Genomic DNA, 17,737 nt, shown 5'->3' with positions numbered 1-17,737 from the left:
TCACAAATTTTCTCCGACAATAACAATTTCCGTTTCCAGTTCAATGCCTTTTTCTTTTCCGGCCCTTTCCCGGATAAGCCCGATCAGCGCAAGCACATCAGAGGCTGTGGCCCGGCCTTTGTTCACAATAAAGTTGGCATGCTGATTCGAGACCTGCGCGTCGCCGTGCCTCAACCCTTTCAATCCCATTTCCTCAATCAGCTTCCCGGCGGGAAGCCCCGGCAGGTTTTTAAAAACCGATCCGGCGTTGGGATATTGCAAGGGATGCTTTTCCTGGCGTAATTTCATAATTTCAGCCATCCGTCCTTTGATTTGCGCGCCATTCCCTTTGGACAGGATAAAGCGCGCCCCGCAGATGATGGCATCGGCGGGCAGATTGGATTGGCGGTAAGCAAACGCGATCTCGTCGCGCTGCAGGTTTTTCTTTTTCCCTTCGCCGTCCAGCACCGTCACCTCAGACACCACATCCTTGATTTCCGTGCCGTAAGCGCCGGCGTTCATCCAGACGGCGCCGCCGACACTGCCGGGAATTCCCGCACAAAACTCCAGGCCGGTCAATTCCTCCGCGGCGGCCAGCGCGACAACCTTGGCCAGCGATACCCCCGCCTGCGCGTCGATGCCGTATCGGTCATCCGCCAGGAGAATGCAGGACAGTTGATCGAGGCCGCGCATCCATAACATAACGCCGCGATATCCGCCGTCGCGCACGAGAATATTGGTCAGATTCCCGACCGGCAAAAACGGAATATTCTTTCCCCTCAGCCTTCGTACAACTTCCCCGAGTTGATCTTCGTTTTCGGTCATCACCAGCGCGTCAGCCCTGCCGCCGAGTTTCAGCGAGGCATGATGAGACATCGGCTCGTCATACCAGATTTTCCCGGCATTCATGCCGTTTAGCGCATTCAAAATGGCCGGATGACCTGTCATTACTTTGTCGTCCCCTTCTTCAACTCGCCCAGAAACGCCTCGCCGATTTTATAGACACTGCCCGCACCCAGCGTAATCACCGTATCGCCCGGCCGCGCAATGGTGCGCAGAAAGTCCAGCGTGGGCTGTGTCTGACCGATGTATTCCACGCGCGGATGTCCGGCCTCCTTAATGGCCGCCCAGAGGGCCGCGGAGTTAATGCCGGGTATCGGCGCTTCCGAGGCCGGATAAATATCGTTGAGCACCAGAACATCCGCATCGCTGAACGATCGGGTAAATTCATCAAAAAGCGCCCGCGTGCGCGTAAAGCGGTGCGGCTGGAATACCACGATCAGCCGGCCCTTCCACATTTGACGGGCGGCAGCCAGTGTCGCCATAATTTCCGTCGGGTGATGTCCGTAATCATCCACCACCGTGATCCCGCCGGCCTGTCCTTTGACCTCCAGACGCCGCTGCACGCCGGAAAATGCGAGCAGCCCTTTCCGGATAGTGTCCATGTCCAGTCCCAGCTCACGTCCCACAGCGGTTGCCGCCATTGAATTATAGACATTGAACAGACCGGGCACGACAAGTTCGGTGTCTCCCAGGTTTTCCCCCCGGTAAGACAGCCGGTACAACGTTTTCGATTCCGTAAACCGGATGTCGCTTGCACAATAATCCGCCGGATGTTCAATACCGTATGTAATCACCCGCCTCTTAATGGCGCCCGCAATCTCGCGCACATGTTCGTTGTCATTGCACATCACGGTGCAGCCATAAAAGGGGACAATGTTGGCGAATTTTAAAAAGGCCGCCTTGATTTCTTCGATGTCGGGATAATAATCCAGATGTTCGCGGTCGATATTGGTCACGACGGCGATGGTCGGCGACAACTTCAAAAATGATCCGTCGCTCTCATCCGCTTCCGCCACGATAATGTCGCCGTCGCCCAAACGGGCATTGGACCCGATCGAGGCCAGCTTGCCGCCGATCACCATTGTCGGATCCAGTCCGCCCTCGGCCAGAATGGTCGATATCATGGAGGTCGTCGTCGTTTTTCCGTGGCTGCCGGAAACGGCCACGGAAAATTTCATTTTCAAAAGTTCCGCCAGCATTTCCGCCCGGGGAATCACCGGAATATTTTTGCGATGCGCTTCCACCACTTCCGGATTGTCCGTCTTCACCGCGGTGGAGGTCACCACCACATCCGCATTGCCGATATTCTCCGCCGCGTGCCCGTGGGCGACACAGGCGCCCAGCCGCTCCAGCCGCAGCGTCGTATCATTGACCTGAGCGTCCGAACCGCTGATGCCGTAACCAAGATTCAACAGTACTTCGGCGATGCCGCTCATCCCGATGCCGCCGATGCCGACAAAATGGATGCGCTTGACTTTGCGCTGCATGAATCCGGTTTCTCGATCTTTTCCCATTTTAACTTTTTCCCTCGTTTTCTGCTTTAGTGCTTATATGTCGATGCCAATTGCAGGCAGGCATCGACAATTCTTGCCGCTGCATCGGGCCTGCCCAGCTTTTTTGATTTTGCTTCCATATCCCGTAATTTTTGATCGTCTCCCAGCAGGTTTTCTACAACCGAATATAGTTTTTCAGCGGTCAGGTCGCTTTCCCGAATCATGGCCGCGGCGCCGGCTTCGACCATCGCCTTCGCGTTCAGCGTCTGATGATCATCGGCCGCAAAGGGAAAAGGAATCAGAATGGAGGCTTTTCCCGCCACCGTAATCTCCGCCAGAGATGTCGCTCCCGCGCGGCAGATAATCAGATCGGCGGCCTGATAGGCGGACACCATATCCACAATAAACGGGCTGACCCGGGCCTCGATGCCGTATTGTTCATAAGCCTGCGCAGCCTCCGCCAGATCACGGTCGCCTGTCTGATGGACAATGCTGACTTGATCTTTTATCTTCTGCAAGAGCGGCAGCATGGCCACCACTGTTCTATTGATGGTCGCCGCACCCTGTGATCCGCCGAAAATCAGAATCCGGCGGCCGGCTTTTTTTTCTTTTATCTGAGTAAGACCCGCGGCAATGGCCGCCCGGACCGGATTGCCCGTCACGGTGACTTTCCGGGCCGCAAACAGGTTTTTACTTTGTTCATAGGTCACAAATACTTTGCGGACAACCTTCCCCAAAATGCGGTTGGTATTTCCCGCCAGGGCGTTTTGTTCGGCAATGGCGGTGGGAATGCCCATCAGATAAGCCGTCAGCACCGCGGGGCCGGAAGCGTACCCGCCGACACCGATTACAACGTCCGGCCGGAAATCCGCGAGAATCCGCCGGGACTGCAACATGCTGTTCGGTATCGCATACACGCCTTTGATCAAAGCCTTTATACCCCTTCCCTTTAAGCCTTCCACATCAATTTCTTTCAGCTCGTAACCCAGCGGCCCCAGCAGCCTGTGCTCGATGCCTCTTTTCGTGCCGATAAAAATCACCGGGCTTTGCGGATCGCGTTTTAAAAACTCCTCCGCGATGGCAATGCCTGGAAATAAATGGCCTCCCGTTCCTCCTCCCGCAATGGCTATCCGCACCGGTATCTCCCTGCTTTCATAAAATTTCCGCGCATGGACTCACTCCTTTGCCTTCAGGTCCGCTGCGTGGAAATATTCAGCAAAATCCCCACCACCAGCATGCTGACCACAAACGACGTGCCGCCATAACTTAAAAAAGGCAGCGCCAGCCCTTTTAACGGGATCAACCCCATCACACCCGCAATATTAATAAACGCCTGCATGGCAATCAGCATGGTCAGGCCGGCGGCGAGCAGCGTCCCGAAAAGATCCGGCGCGCGAAAAGCGATCATGAAGCCGCGCAGCAGGAAGAAAATAAACATGACGATCACAATCGCCACGCCGATAAAACCGCTTTCTTCCGCGATGACCGCCAGAATAAAATCCGTGTGCGGCTCCGGCAGATAAAACAATTTCTGCATGCCGTCACCGATGCCCGTCCCCGTCACCCCGCCCGATCCGAAGGAAATCAGCGACTGGATGAGCTGGAAGCCGGTATTGTCCGCGTCTTTCCAGGGATCCAGAAATGCCGTCAGACGTGCCATCCGGTAGCCTTTGTGCATGATCAGCCAGACGCCTATGGGGATAAAGGCCGCGCCCAGAAACATCAGATGGGTGATCCGGGAACCGGCCAGAGACAGCATCAGAAGCAGTATCGATGCGATAATGACGACGGTGCCGAAATCAGGCTGGAGAATAATCAGCCCCATGATGACAGCCGTCACCGACAGGGGAATCAGCACACCCCGGCTGAATTTTTTGAGATGATGCACCTTGCGGGTCAGCAGATGCGCCAGAAAAATCACCATGGCCACTTTGACCAGTTCGGTCACCTGAAACGAAAACACGCCCATATTGAGCCAGCGGGTCGCGCCGCCTCTTCTGATCCCGACATGCGGGATGAAAAGCAGCAGCAGTAGAACAACGGAGACAATCACGCCGGGATAAGCCACCTTCTTTAATTGCTCATAAGGAATCTTGGTCATGACAATCATCAGGATCAAACCGGTAAAAACAAAAAACAAATGTTTCTTGAGAAAAAATTGCCCGTCTTTGAATTTTTCCATGGCCAGAATGGAACTGGATGAATAAATCATCGCCGTGCCCACCGTCACCAGAATTAAGGTGACGAGCAGCAAAATGATATCCGGCGTATTGGTTTCTTTTTTCTGAGCTGCTTCCATTTAAAGATTCCCGACCATTTCCTTAAAAAATTTTCCTCGCTCCTTGTAATTGGCAAACTCATCAAAGCTTGCGCATCCCGGTGACAACAGCACGATGTCCCCGGGCCGGGCGTCACGGCGGGCGCGCTGCACAGCCGCTTCAAGCGTCGGCTCCTTGCTGATCGGCACCTGCTTGCCCAGCTGTGGGGAAATTAGGTCGCGCGCCTCGCCAAACAGGATGACCTGTCTTGTTTTTGATTGCAGCAGGGGCTGCAGCGCTTCAAAATTTCCATCCTTGTCCCGCCCCCCCAGCAGTAAAATAACCGGCGTGTCGAAAGTCTGAAGCGCGCGGACAACGGCATCCACATTGGTGCCCTTGGAATCATCGTAATATTTAACCGCATGCTTTTCACCGGCAAATTCGATGCGATGCGGCAAACCGTGAAACCCCGATACGGCTTCGATAATGCTCTGCTGAGAGCAGCCGCAGAAACGGGCGGCCGCCACCGCCGCCATGACATTTTCCGCGTTGTGCAAACCGGGAAGCGCAATCATCCCCAAAGGATAGCGCTCGCAGGAGCCGTCCGGCCGGCGGTCAATGATAAAATCATCCTGTAAAAATATTCCCGCATCCAGCTTTCGTTTTGAACTGAAAGCAATGACCTGCGCGTGGATCGACGAAGCCAGCCCTTGTTGTGCTTCATCGTCAGCGTTGAGAATCGCCAGATCATTCCCCTTCTGATGTTCAAATATGCCGGCTTTGACGCGCCGGTATGCTTCGAATGATCCGTGGTAATTGACATGATCGCAGGTGATATTGAGCAGTATGGCGGCATGTGGACGGAATGTCCCGGTCCATTGAAGCTGGAAGCTGCTGATTTCGGCGACAATAAAATCATCGCTCTGCGGGGTTCCGGCATATTCAATTAAAGGATTGCCGATATTCCCGCCGACAAATACTTTCTTTCCGGCATGCGCCAGAATTTTTCCCAGCAATGTGGTGGTAGTGGTTTTGCCGTTGGTGCCGGTGACGGCAATGATCGGTGTTTTGATAAAACGATAAGCCAGCTCGATTTCACTGACGATCGGAATCTTCTTTTTTTGCGCGGCTGTTAAAATGTCATGGTAGGGAGGAATTCCCGGCGACGGCACAACCAGATCGACGCCGTCCAGCGCCGACGCATCATAACTGCCGACGGTCAGCCACGGTTCGGAAGCCAGCTGTTCAAACGCCTCTCCCCATTGACCCTGCGGTTTTTCATCGACGGCCACAACCGTCGCCTGCCTGCCGCCCAGAAACCCTGCTACGGCAATGCCTGTTTTACCCATGCCGATAACGGCTATTTTCTTTTCTGAAAGGTCCATACTTCCTCTATCGTAACTTCAAGGTCATAATCGCCACCAGCGCCAGCAGTATCGATATGATCCAGAACCGGACAATCACCTTCGGCTCCGCCCAGCCTTTGAGTTCAAAATGATGGTGAATCGGCGCCATCCGGAAAATCCGTTTGCCGCCCGTCAGTTTGAAATAGCCGACCTGAAAAATAACGGAAAAAGTTTCCATCACAAAAACACCGCCGACAATCGCGAGCAGGATTTCCTGTTTGGTGATCACAGCTACCGTACCCAGCGCGCCGCCCATCGCGAGCGATCCGACATCCCCCATAAATATTTCCGCCGGATAGGAATTAAACCATAAGAAGCCAAGCGCCGCGCCCATCAAGGCGCCGCAGAACACCGACAATTCTCCGGCGCCCGGCACATAAGGAATCTGCAGATAACCGGCCACTTTCACGTTGCCGGCAAAATAGGCAAACATTAAATATGTTGCAAAACAAATGATTGCGGGCCCCGTCGCCAAACCGTCGAGGCCGTCCGTCAGGTTCACGGCGTTGGCCGCGCCGACGATGATAAAAACGCAAAGCAGAATGTATCCCCAGCCGATATTGGGTAAAACCGTCTTGAAGAACGGAATCGTAATCTGCGTATTGAATCCGGGCTTGAAATACAAAATCACGCCGACAAACAGGGCAATGGCAATCTCAGCGGCAAGCCGCGTTCTTCCGGAAATACCACGGGAGCTTTTACCGGCCAGCTTCCGGTAATCATCCATAAAACCAATCAGACCAAAGCCGATCGTAACGAGCAGCGTAAGCCAGATATAGCCCACAGCCAGATTGGCCCAGAGGATCGTGGAAATAACGACGGCGAAAATTATAAGGATCCCCCCCATCGTGGGCGTTCCCTTTTTTACTAGATGCGTCTGGGGCCCGTCTTCGCGGATCTGCTGATCAATCTGCATGTCCTGCAGGGTGCGGATCAGCCAGCGCCCCATCACCAGACAAATCAGCAAAGCCGTAATCGAAGCAAAAATCGTCCTAAACGTGATGTAACGAAACACGTTAAAGAATGAAAAGGTTGCATGGAAAGGATATAAAAATTCGTAAATCACTTTTCTTCTCCCTGCCTGCCTTTTGCTCCGGCGTCGCCGACATCTTCACGGATTCTCGCGACAATCCTGTCCATCTTCATCCGGCGGGATCCTTTGACCAGAATCCAATCATTTTTGTGCAACTGTTTTTTCAAGAAAGACAGGGCCTCTTCATCATTATTTAAAAACATAACTTGTTCCTTCGCCAATCCGCCTTCCAGGGCGCCCGCCGCCGTTATGTCCGCAAAGTCCCCCTGAAGAAAAACAGCCTTCACCCCGATTGTCGCCAGCAGCATTCCGACCCGCCGATGCATCTCGGGGGCTGAGTCGCCCAATTCCAGCATATCGCCCAGAAACACGAAAGCGTTGTGTGAATTTTTTAAATCCTTCAGAGTCAACAGGGCTTCCCGCACGGATGCGGGATTGGCATTGTAGGCATCATTAATCAGATACGCGCCGTTTCGCAGTTTAAAAATCTCCATGCGTCCGCTGACTGCCTGAAATGCAGTCAGGCCGCGCCGAATGGAGTCGGAATGGATGCCGCAGGCCAGAGCCGCCGCCGCGGCAGCCATCGCGTTGTAGATATTGTGAAGGCCGGCAACTTTCATATCCACCCTGTGCGCACTGCCACCCATCAACAGATTAAAGCTCATCCCGCTGTCGCCGTTTTTCCGGATATCGGTCACGCTGACATCGGCACCGGCGCCCATGCTGAAGGTAACCCGGCGCCCGGACCATCGTTTGACCACCTGGCCAACCGCTTCGTCATCCAGATTAACAACCGCAATTCCGGAAGGCGCCATATAAAAAAACAAATCGCCTTTTTCTTCGCGCACAACATCCACCGTACCGAATCCCGCCAGGTGCGCGGGTCCGACGTTGGTAATGAGTCCGATGTCCGGCGCGGCGATTTGCGTCAGTCTTTTAATTTCGCCGCGCGTGTTGGTTCCCATTTCCAGAACGGCAATTTCGTGCTGTGAGGTCATGCGGAAAATCGTCTGCGGCAATCCGATCAGATTGTTTAAATTTCCTTCCGTTTTGAGAACTTTTCTTTCCTGCTCCAGAATGCCCGACAGCATTTCCTTGGTGGTCGTTTTGCCTGAAGAACCGGTCAGTCCGATCACGGGAATGGAAAAACGTTTACGGTGCGCGTGCGCCAGATCACCCAGAGCCTGCAGCGTATCTTCCACCTCAATGATGCCGGCAGACGGCTTCATGCCGTCCCGGTTGATTCTATGGATATCGGAAACCATGACACAGGCCGCGCCGTCGTCCACGGCTTTCTGCACAAAGGCATGGCCGTCAAAATTTTCTCCGGCAAGCGCGATAAAAAGATTGCCTTTGCACACTTTTCTGGAATCCGTGGAAACACCGTAAACGTTGGTTTCCCTGTTTCCGGCAATCAGACGGCCGCCCGTTGCGGTAAGAACCTCGGCCAGGGAGAATACGGGAGACACAACCGTCGAAAATTCTGCAGACCGGACCTGCAGGGCCTCAGCAGCAACCACACGGTCGTCAAACGGAATTTTCTGCGTTCCCAGAATCTGATAATCTTCGTGTCCTTTTCCGGCTATCAAAACAATATCCCCAACCCCGGCTAATTTAATTGCGGCGTGAATGGCGGTCTTCCGGTCGGCAATCACCGTGTAAACGTGCCTGCCCTCCGTGAATGCCAGTTGGCTCGACGGCATTTCTCTTATTTTTTGCCGGTCGATCCCCGCCTCTATTTCGCCGATAATTGCCAGAGGCTCTTCTTTACGCGGGTTATCGGACGTAACAATAGTTAAATCGCTGTATTGCGTTGCCGTCTTGCCCATCAACGGTCTCTTGGCGCGGTCACGATTACCTCCACAGCCGAAAACAGTCAATATTCTTTTTTGCTTTAATTGATCTAAATTGATCAACACCTGTTTCAAGGCATCCGGCTTGTGGGCGTAATCCACAAAAACATGAATACCGGCAGACGTTTCCACCTTTTCCAGACGACCCGGAACGGAGGTTAAATTTTTAATCCCCGCTTCAATCGCCTGCGGGGCCACGTCCAGGACAGAGGCGGTGGCTGCGGCGGCCAGAATGTTGGACAGATTGAATCTGCCGATCAGCCCGGAGTCCACGGTCAGCCTTTTCCCGGCCAGAACAATCCCGGCCCGGATACCATCCAGTGTGATGGCCTCGCCGTAAGCGGTCACACCGCTGTCTTTTTCCAGGCCGTAAGACAAAGCGGGAATCCGGATTTCATCAAGCAGCCTCCGTCCCCATGGATCGTCCGCGTTGATGACGGCCTTTTGCTGACGGTTCTTTTTGCTCAGCGGCAGAATCCCGGTAAATAGTCTTTTTTTAGCCCGGAAATAGTCTTCCATATCTTTATGGTAATCCAGATGCTCCGGACTGAGATTGGTGAAAACACCCAGATCAAAGTCGCAATCATCAACTCTTCTTAAATCCAGCGCATGCGATGATACTTCGGCAATGACATGCGTCACGCCGGCGCCTGCCATCTCGCTCAGAATTTTTTGCATCTCAAAAGATTCCGGCGTGGTGTTCGGCGCGGGAATGGCTTTGCCGCTGTAACGGTAATTCACCGTCCCTAAAACACCGCAGCGAAAACCGGCGGCCGTCAAAATCGATTCCAGCAGATAGGATATGGTGGTCTTCCCGCTGGTTCCGGTAATGCCGATGAGCGTCAGCCTTGAAGACGGATCGCCGAAAAAATTTTTTGCGAGCATCCCCAGCGCGCGGCGGCTGTCGGACACTGCGATGGCGATGATTCCGTCCGGCACATTAATTTTTTTCTGATGGACAATGAAACGCGCGCCCCGTTCAAGGGCCTGACCGATAAAATCGTGGCCATCATGGGCCAATCCGGGAATTGCGACAAACAACGAGTCCGGTTTGCATTGATCCGCGGCATAGCAGACCGATGAGACATTGCCACACAACAAAGTCTTGTCATCGATCGTTTCTATTCCATTGAGTAATTGCCGCAGTTCCATCACGCCTCAGTTTTTAATCTCAAATACGACTTTGCACACACGCTCATCGCCCAAAACCGAACCCGCTCCCGGGGCCTGACTAACCGCCCAGCCATTGCCTGATACCTGCAGTTCGATTGACCGGGATTTTGCTCTCTTTAACGCCTCACGAATCGTCAGCCCCGTAAAGTCCGGCATGCTGGCGTCATCATCCATTCCCGCTGCTGTTATGTCCTCTGCCAGCGATTTATCCGCCTCGACCAACCGCAGCTGGTTTGGCTGTAAAGGCTCAAATACCGGTGTCTCCCGAATGTTCGTTTTAAAACAGTTGAGAATCTGTTCGCCGATATTTTTAAAAACCGGTGCGGCGGCTACACCGCCCCACTTGTCGCGCTGCGGCTCATCCAGCATGACGAGAATGGCCACCTGTGGATTATCGGAGGGGAAGAATCCGATAAAGGACGTGCGCACCCTCTCCGATGAATACCCGCCACGGGCAAAATCAAATTTCTGCGCGGTCCCGGTTTTGCCGGCAACGGCGACATTTGTAATATGGGCCCTTTTACCGGTGCCGTCTTCGGCCCCGACGACTTCCGTCAGCATGGCCGTCAAATGTTTTGCCGTATCCTGCGACACAACCCGGCGCACGGTTTCCGGAGCGTACATTTTAATCGGGTTGTTATTTTTGTCAGTAAGCCCTCGCACGATGTAAGGTTTCATCAACACCCCGCCATTGGCGATGGCCGACATGGCGGTAATGAGCTGAATGGCGGTAACCGAAATGCCCTGGCCGAAACCGATGTTTGCCGTGTCCACCTTGGTCCAGCGCTTTACAGGCATTAAAACCCCGGCAGCTTCACCGGATAAATCAATTCCCGTTCTGGAACCAAACCCGAAATTTTTAATATAGGAATAGAATTTTTCCCGGCCGAGTTTTTCCGCGATTTTCGCGGAACCGATATTGCTGGAGTACTTCAGAATATCGCGCACGGGCAGATAGCCGTGACGTTTCCGGTTGGCCTCGCGAATCACCCGGTTGGCAATTTTATAATTGCCATTCTCACAATAAAACCGATCCGACTCTTTGACAACTTTCTCTTCCAGGGCGGCGGCGACCAGAAAAGGCTTAAAGGTTGATCCGGGATCAAAGGAGTCCGTGATCGCACGGTTTTTCCAGGACTCAGATGTCAGCCCCTTGATATTGTTGGGATTGAATCCTTTCTCGTTGGCCAGCGCCAGAATCTCGCCCGTTTTAGGATCCATGACAATCGCCACACCGCCTTTTGCCCCCTTGCTGAGCACGGCTTCTTTCAGATGTGTTTCCACCAGATACTGGATGCGGCTGTCGATAGTCAGAACCAGATTGGCGCTGTCACCTTTGGCGGAGTTGGCGTGTTCAACATGCAGGAAAAGTTTTTTTCCTTTGGCGTCTCTGGCCCAGGTCAGTTTTCCCGGCGTCCCCTTTAAATGCGTATCATATTTCTTTTCCAGTCCTTCCAGCCCCTCAGCGTCAAAACCGGAAAACCCGATTAAATGAGCCGCCAGTTGCCCGTTGGGATAAAACCGCTTCGGTTCCTTAATCAGAAAGACGCCTTCAATATCCGCCGCCTCCACCTGAGCCGCCTGCTGCTGAGAAATCTTTCTGGCCAGCCAGCAGAAGCTCTTCGGTTCGGAGATTCTTTTAAAAACGGTGGATTGATCGAGATTCAGAATAGCCGCCACCTGACGGGACACCTTTACCTGATCGTTGATCCGGGTGGGATCGGCGCATACGGAATCCGCCAACACCGACATGGCCAGTTTTTCGCCGTTGCGGTCATAAATCATGCCCCTTTCGGACTGAATGGGCAACGTGGTGATATGCTGCCGGACGGCCAGCCTTTTTAATTTTTCACCGGACAAGACCTGCAATTGAAAAGCGCGGGACAATAAAGCAATAAACAAAATCAAAAAAATCGCCAGAATGCTGGCCAGCCGGAACTTCAGCCATTTCTTTGAGTCTGCCGCCATACTCACTTCCCCGTTTGTTTTAAGACAATCACCTGCTCCGCAGAGGGATAAGACATCCGCAACTTATTGCGGGCGATATCTTCAATTCTCTGCGGCGCTTTAAGCATTGCTAATTCCAGTTTCAGTTTCTTCTGTTCTTCGAGTAAATTTTCTTTGGCATTCAATGCTGCGGCAATATCATACTCCATCTGGGTCATGCGGATGTGCGAACCGACATAAATCAGCGCAACAAACATCAGGACAAGAGCCACCACGATAAAGGTCGGATACTTAACACCGAAAGTAGCGGCGGCAGGTTCTTTAACAGGCCTGTTCCGGACAATGGGCTGGGTTCCCAGCGTCTGCTCCATCTTAAATCCTCTCTGCTATGCGCAGCTTCGCGCTGCGGGCCCGCGGGTTTTGCCGGCACTCCAAGACGGAGGGCACCACCGCTTTGCGTGTTAAAACTTTTACGGAAGCCTGCTTGTGACAAACACAGTAGGGAATGTCCTTCGGACAAACGCAGGTCGCCGCCAGATCGCGAAAAGTATTTTTAACAATGCGGTCCTCGAGCGAGTGAAAGGAAATCACTCCGATGCGCCCGCCCGCGGAAAGCGCGCCGATGGCGCCTTCTATCCCCGGAACGATGGAATCGAGCTCCTGATTAACCGCTATTCTTAGTGCCTGAAAAGTTCGAGTGGCGGGATGAATCTTTTGATGCTTCATGCCCTGCGGCATGACTTGCGCAACAAGACCTGCCAGCTCCACCGTTGTTTCAATCGGCGAGGTCTGCCTTTTTCGCAATATCGCCCTGGTGATTCTTGCAGCCATTCTTTCTTCCCCGTATAACCTGATAATCTTTTCCAGCTCAGTTGGCGCGAAATGGTTGACAATATCATAAGCGCGAAGCTTCAAGTCCTGATCCATTCGCATATCCAGCGGCGCGACCTTACTGAAACTGAATCCCCGGTGCGCCGCATCCAGTTGATGGGAAGAAACGCCTAAATCCAGGAGCACGCCATCAACTTTTTCAATATGCAATTCTTCCAGTACCTGTCTCAGATCGGCAAAGTTTGCCTTGACGAGGATGACGCGCGATCCGAATGGCGCCAGTCTCTCGCGGGCCGCAGTAAGCGCGTCCGCATCGCAATCTATTCCGATCAGCTTGGCTTCGGTCTGCTCCAGAATCGCACTGGCATGCCCCGCGCCGCCGATCGTGCCGTCCACGTAAGTACCGGTTTTATTCACCACCAGCCACGACAGCGCTTCTTCCCGCATTACCGGCTCGTGAGAGAAGTCGGCGCTCATGATCATATTCCCAGATCAGCGGCGATGTCGTTGTCTTTGTCTACTTCGCTACCGGATGATTTCATTTTTTCCTCAAACCGGTCTTTGGGCCAGATCTCTATATTCTTCAGCATTCCTGCCAGGATGATATCTTTTTCCAGTTTCGCATATTCGCGTAAGGTCGGCGGAATCAGCACCCGCCCCTGACTATCCAGATTGCAGTCCACGGCTCCGGACATAAAGAAACGCTGAAAATCACGAAACCCCTTGTTCAGGATGGGCTTTTGTGCTACTTTTTCCTCAATGATGCGCCATTCGGCAAAGGGGAATACAATTAAATATCCGTCCCAGTTCGTAACGACCATTCTATTGTCATATTTTTCCGCGAATATGTCGCGGAACTTGGACGGGAAGATGATTCTCCCTTTTTCATCAATGCTGTGATGATATTGGCCACGAAAATCAGACACCAGAACCCCTCCACAATAAGCCACTTTACTCCACGTGGCTGACTATAGAGAGGGAAAATGGCTTTGTCAAGAAAAAAATGAATCTTTTTTCTAATCAAATAACTTAAAATCACTGAGAAAACAGGAAATGTCCAAAGATCGGAATAACCGATTTATGTGAAAGATTATTCGGTCAGCCTGGAAAGCCTATTGATTCGATGCGGATAACGCGGAAAAGCAGATGGGAATAAATATAAATAAATAATTATATTATATATTTAGGCAACAAACCGATTTAATTACCGGTTGCTTCCTTCATTCGCCCGTTCGGGTGACGCTGCGAAAACGGTTCACGGCATTGTTATGATCATTCAGGGATGCTGAAAAAAAGTGTGTGCCATCTTTTCGAGAAACAAAATAAAGGTAACCAACCTCCGCAGGATTGAGAACCGCCTGAAAGGAATCCAGCCCGGGATTGGCAATGGGCCCCGGAGGCAATCCCCTGATAACATAAGTATTGTAAGGAGATTCTCTTTTATAATGGCTTCGCAGAACTTTCCCATTGAAATCTTTCAGATCGTAAACAGCAGTCGGGTCGCTCTGGAGTGGCATTCTCTTTTTCAAGCGGTTATAGAAAACAGCTGCGATCACCGGCTTTTCGGCGGAATACCCGGTTTCTTTCCCGACCAGCGAGGCCAGCGTGACAAACTGATGAAGTGACAGGCCTTTTTGCTGCGCTTTGTTGATCATTTCCGGTGTAATTTTACGCCAGAAACGATCCACCATAACCCGTGCAATCTGCCTTGTACTCATGGAACGATTCAAAAAATACGTATCAGGAAAGAGATACCCTTCAATCGAACCGCCCGGAACTTTCATGGATGATAAAAACTCCTTATTCTCCGCCAGTTCAAAAAAGGCTTTTTCATCGATCAGCTTGTATTCTTTGAGACGCGCGGCAATCTCCTTCAGCGAATAATCCTCATGAATCGTTACAATATAATTTTTAATATCCCCGTGGATAAGTTTATCAATCATTTCAGACGGGGAAAGCGACGTGTTAAACTCGTATTCACCGGCGCGAATAGACCGGATGCCCCTTTTGACCGCGGCTACGCCATAGAACAGAAGTCTGTTTTCAACCAAACCGGCGTCACTGAGAATGTTTGTCACCTCAATAAAACCGGCGCCTGTCGGGATATCGACCAATACGACCCTGGCTTTCGCCACATCAATCGGCGCTTTCGCATAAATGAGCAGACACGTTCCCAGCACAATTGCCGCGATACCGGGCAGTATAAAAGCGTAAAATAAAGCTTTTTTTGCATTTTTTTTCATGTTTCGCACACAGCATTTCTGAAAATAATTGAAACAGCGAACAGGCGGGGATAAAAACCATCCGGCCTATGATTTGTCGGCGCAATCCAGATAGTTTTGCAGAATCAGACAAGCCGCCAGCTGATCCACTTTTTCTTTTCTTTTTTGCCAGCGGACGCCGGATGAAATCAGTATTTCTTCAGCATCCTTCGTGGACATCGTCTCTGACCATTTTATCACCGGCAGGGAAAATGTTTTATTGAGCAGGCGGGCAAACCGGTTGACCTTTTCACACTGAATCCCTTCGGAACCATCCAGCCGCAGAGGGTAGCCAATCACAATACTCTCCACAGAATAATTTCGAATCCAATTATTCAAAATTTCCAAATCATGCTTCTTCGTTTTACGAACCAGTGTCGGCAGCCCCTGCGCCGTCATGCCCAGTTCGTCACAAACCGCCACACCGATTCTCTTTTCGCCGTAATCCAAACCCAGAATACGCAAAAAAACACCTCGTTTTTCTGTTATCTAACAATTCCAAAACGTATTTTCAAGAATTAAATCATGGCCCGTTTTTCACGTGCGTCTAAGCTGACCATGATTTCTCCATTATTTCCGGAAATATGATGTTGTGAAAAAGATGGGAGTTTGTTATTCCAGTCATCGTAAAAAATTGAGATAATGGAAAAAAGCATGCAACATTTTGTTTTGGGAACAGCCGGTCACGTGGATCATGGAAAAACCTCCTTAATCAAGGCTTTGACCGGTATTGATACCGACCGCCTCAAAGAGGAAAAAGAAAGAGGCATTACCATCGAACTGGGATTTGCCTCCCTTTCGCTTCCGTCCGGTCCTACGATCGGAATTGTCGATGTCCCGGGCCACGAAAAGTTTATCAAGCACATGGTAGCGGGCGCAGCCGGCATCGATATGGTCCTGATGGTCATCGCCGCAGATGAAGGCGTTATGCCGCAGACAAAGGAACATCTTCAGATCTGCTCGCTTTTGGGAATCACGACGGGACTGGTCGCTCTCACTAAAATTGACCTGGTGGAAAAAGACTGGCTGGATCTGGTGCGTTCCGAAATTGCCGACTATCTGAAAGGTACTTTCCTGGACGGTGCGCCCATCGTGCCGGTTTCGGCGGTAAAACAAACCGGCGTCCAGGAGCTGCTTACCGAAATGGATAAAATCGTCAGCCGCTTGAAAGATAAAAACGACGATGGTATTTTCCGCCTGCCGGTTGATCGTATTTTTACCATGAAAGGCTTCGGCACCGTCGTAACAGGCACACTGATTTCCGATAAAATCAAAGTGGGTGAAGACATCCAGATTCTGCCCGAAAACATTGCCGCGCGCATCCGGGGCATTCAAGTGCACAACGCATCCGTGGAAGAAGCTTTCAGCGGCCAGCGAACCGCCATCAATCTGCAGGGTATTGAAAAATCGACGCTGGAACGGGGCAATGTTCTGGTGCGGCCGCAAACGGTCTGGCCCACACAAAGGCTGGATGTGTTTTTTGAATACCTTTCCGCCAATACGCGGAAGCTGAAAAACCGGGCACTGGTCCGGCTGCACACCGGCACGGCCGAAATCATGACGCGCATTGTGCTGCTGGAAACAGACGAACTTGCGCCTGGTGAAAAATCTTTTGCCCAGCTTATCCTCGCCTGCGAGGATGTGGTCGTTGCAGGCGATCATTTTGTGCTGCGCAGCTATTCACCGGTCACCACGATCGGCGGCGGCCGGATTCTCGATCCGCTCCCCGGCAAACACAAAAGAAATAATAAAAAGATCCTGAATGATTTGCAGATCCTGCAAAACGGCGCATTGCCGGAAAAAATATCCGTTATGCTGGAACGGGCCGGTTTCGGCGGCATCAACATCCGGTCGCTCGCTTTTCGACTGGGTATGAATGTTAAAAAAATCCGGGAGGCGCTGGAAAAACTATTTTCCAGTCATCAGGCCATCCTGCTTTCAGGCGACGACACGACGGCTCTTTCCGTTCATTTGTATGCTCATCTGGAGGAGCTGCTGATGAAGAGTCTTGCAGACTACCACAAGAAAAATCCTTTGCAGGAAGGCATCTCCAAGGAAGAACTCAAGGCGGCGCTGGCCGCCGCGGTATCAGCCAAACTCTTTAACATGGTGCTCGCCAGTCTCGGCAAAAAAGAAGTCATCGTCAGCGATAAGGACAGCGTCCGGCTGGCCTCCCATCTTGTTCAGCTGGCCGGTGACGAGGACGCTCTACGTCAATCCATCGCATCGACTTATGCGCAGGCCGGATTGACCCCGCCGTCTCTTTCTGATGTCATCAACGGTTTCAAAGATCAAAAAACCAAGGCCCAAACCATTGTCAAGCTAATGATCAAAGACGGAGAGCTCATCAAGATCAATGAAGAGCTGTGCTTTGCACGCGAAGCGCTCGCCGGATTACGCGAAGATTACAAGGCTCAGCTTATCCGGGACAATCAGGCGACGCCGGCAACTTTTAAAGATTTGACGGGACTTTCGCGCAAATATATCATTCCGCTCATGGAATATTTTGACACAAGCAAACTGACCGTGCGCGTGGGAGATCACCGGATATTGAGAGAAAAACCCTCAGGGGCCGTTAAGAAATAACCACCCATGCGGGTGGCAAGACGACTGCATTTCTATCCATTGCGGCCCTTTATGCCGGTTATGATATTAAAAAA

The 17,737-nt window shown here is 51.9% G+C and carries 14 protein-coding genes; 1 reads left to right on the top strand and 13 read right to left on the bottom strand.

The genetic code is table 11. From position 1 onward, the window contains the following. The 13 genes from CVU71_16045 to CVU71_15985 form a co-directional block, all read right to left on the bottom strand. Complete coding sequence (locus CVU71_16045) at positions 1 to 927, bottom strand: UDP-N-acetylenolpyruvoylglucosamine reductase (GenBank protein ID PKN17574.1); 927 nt, start codon at positions 925 to 927, stop codon at positions 1 to 3. Continuing rightward, positions 927 to 2,309: a UDP-N-acetylmuramate--L-alanine ligase gene (locus tag CVU71_16040; protein ID PKN17603.1), complete on the bottom strand. Its 1,383-nt coding sequence runs from the start codon at positions 2,307 to 2,309 to the stop codon at positions 927 to 929. The genes CVU71_16045 and CVU71_16040 overlap by 1 nt, the downstream gene beginning before the upstream one ends. Positions 2,310 to 2,362: 53 nt before the next feature. Continuing rightward, the gene (gene murG, locus CVU71_16035) at positions 2,363 to 3,457 is read right to left on the bottom strand and encodes an undecaprenyldiphospho-muramoylpentapeptide beta-N-acetylglucosaminyltransferase (protein PKN17573.1); all 1,095 of its coding nucleotides are present in this window, start codon (positions 3,455 to 3,457) and stop codon (positions 2,363 to 2,365) included. 47 nt (positions 3,458 to 3,504) lie between these two features. Beyond that, positions 3,505 to 4,614, bottom strand: a complete 1,110-nt coding sequence (gene ftsW / locus CVU71_16030; protein PKN17572.1) for a putative lipid II flippase FtsW — start codon at positions 4,612 to 4,614, stop codon at positions 3,505 to 3,507. Further along, positions 4,615 to 5,958, bottom strand: a complete 1,344-nt coding sequence (gene murD, locus CVU71_16025) for a UDP-N-acetylmuramoyl-L-alanine--D-glutamate ligase (protein PKN17571.1) — start codon at positions 5,956 to 5,958, stop codon at positions 4,615 to 4,617. It lies immediately after the preceding gene. Between the two features lie 7 nt (positions 5,959 to 5,965). Next, entirely contained in the window at positions 5,966 to 7,045 is a 1,080-nt protein-coding gene (locus CVU71_16020; GenBank protein ID PKN17570.1) for a phospho-N-acetylmuramoyl-pentapeptide-transferase, read from the bottom strand. Then, positions 7,042 to 10,017, bottom strand: coding sequence for a UDP-N-acetylmuramoyl-L-alanyl-D-glutamate--2,6-diaminopimelate ligase (locus tag CVU71_16015; GenBank protein PKN17569.1), 2,976 nt, complete (start codon positions 10,015 to 10,017; stop codon positions 7,042 to 7,044). Before CVU71_16015 ends, CVU71_16020 begins: the two co-directional genes overlap by 4 nt. A 6-nt stretch (positions 10,018 to 10,023) precedes the next feature. Next, the gene (locus tag CVU71_16010; protein PKN17568.1) at positions 10,024 to 12,006 is read right to left on the bottom strand and encodes a penicillin-binding protein; all 1,983 of its coding nucleotides are present in this window, start codon (positions 12,004 to 12,006) and stop codon (positions 10,024 to 10,026) included. A 2-nt stretch (positions 12,007 to 12,008) separates the two neighbouring features. Then, entirely contained in the window at positions 12,009 to 12,356 is a 348-nt protein-coding gene (gene ftsL / locus CVU71_16005) for a cell division protein FtsL (GenBank protein PKN17567.1), read from the bottom strand. Between the two features lies 1 nt (position 12,357). Continuing rightward, a complete protein-coding gene (locus CVU71_16000; GenBank protein ID PKN17566.1) occupies positions 12,358 to 13,299 on the bottom strand; it encodes a 16S rRNA (cytosine(1402)-N(4))-methyltransferase in 942 nt (313 codons plus the stop codon). Next, positions 13,296 to 13,742: a division/cell wall cluster transcriptional repressor MraZ gene (gene mraZ, locus CVU71_15995; protein PKN17565.1), complete on the bottom strand. Its 447-nt coding sequence runs from the start codon at positions 13,740 to 13,742 to the stop codon at positions 13,296 to 13,298. Before mraZ ends, CVU71_16000 begins: the two co-directional genes overlap by 4 nt. A 294-nt stretch (positions 13,743 to 14,036) precedes the next feature. After that, the gene (locus CVU71_15990) at positions 14,037 to 15,059 is read right to left on the bottom strand and encodes an endolytic transglycosylase MltG (GenBank protein ID PKN17564.1); all 1,023 of its coding nucleotides are present in this window, start codon (positions 15,057 to 15,059) and stop codon (positions 14,037 to 14,039) included. A gap of 66 nt (positions 15,060 to 15,125) precedes the next feature. Next, the gene (locus tag CVU71_15985) at positions 15,126 to 15,566 is read right to left on the bottom strand and encodes a Holliday junction resolvase RuvX (protein PKN17563.1); all 441 of its coding nucleotides are present in this window, start codon (positions 15,564 to 15,566) and stop codon (positions 15,126 to 15,128) included. Between the two features lie 153 nt (positions 15,567 to 15,719). Between CVU71_15985 and selB the strand changes: the two genes are divergently transcribed. Then, the gene (gene selB / locus CVU71_15980) at positions 15,720 to 17,663 is read left to right on the top strand and encodes a selenocysteine-specific translation elongation factor (GenBank protein PKN17562.1); all 1,944 of its coding nucleotides are present in this window, start codon (positions 15,720 to 15,722) and stop codon (positions 17,661 to 17,663) included. The last annotated feature ends 74 nt before the right edge of the window (positions 17,664 to 17,737 follow it).

This window comes from Deltaproteobacteria bacterium HGW-Deltaproteobacteria-6, assembly GCA_002840435.1.
In the GTDB taxonomy this organism is placed as follows: Bacteria; Desulfobacterota; Syntrophia; order Syntrophales; family Smithellaceae; genus UBA8904.
This window is presented reverse-complemented; position numbering and strand designations above follow the sequence as displayed.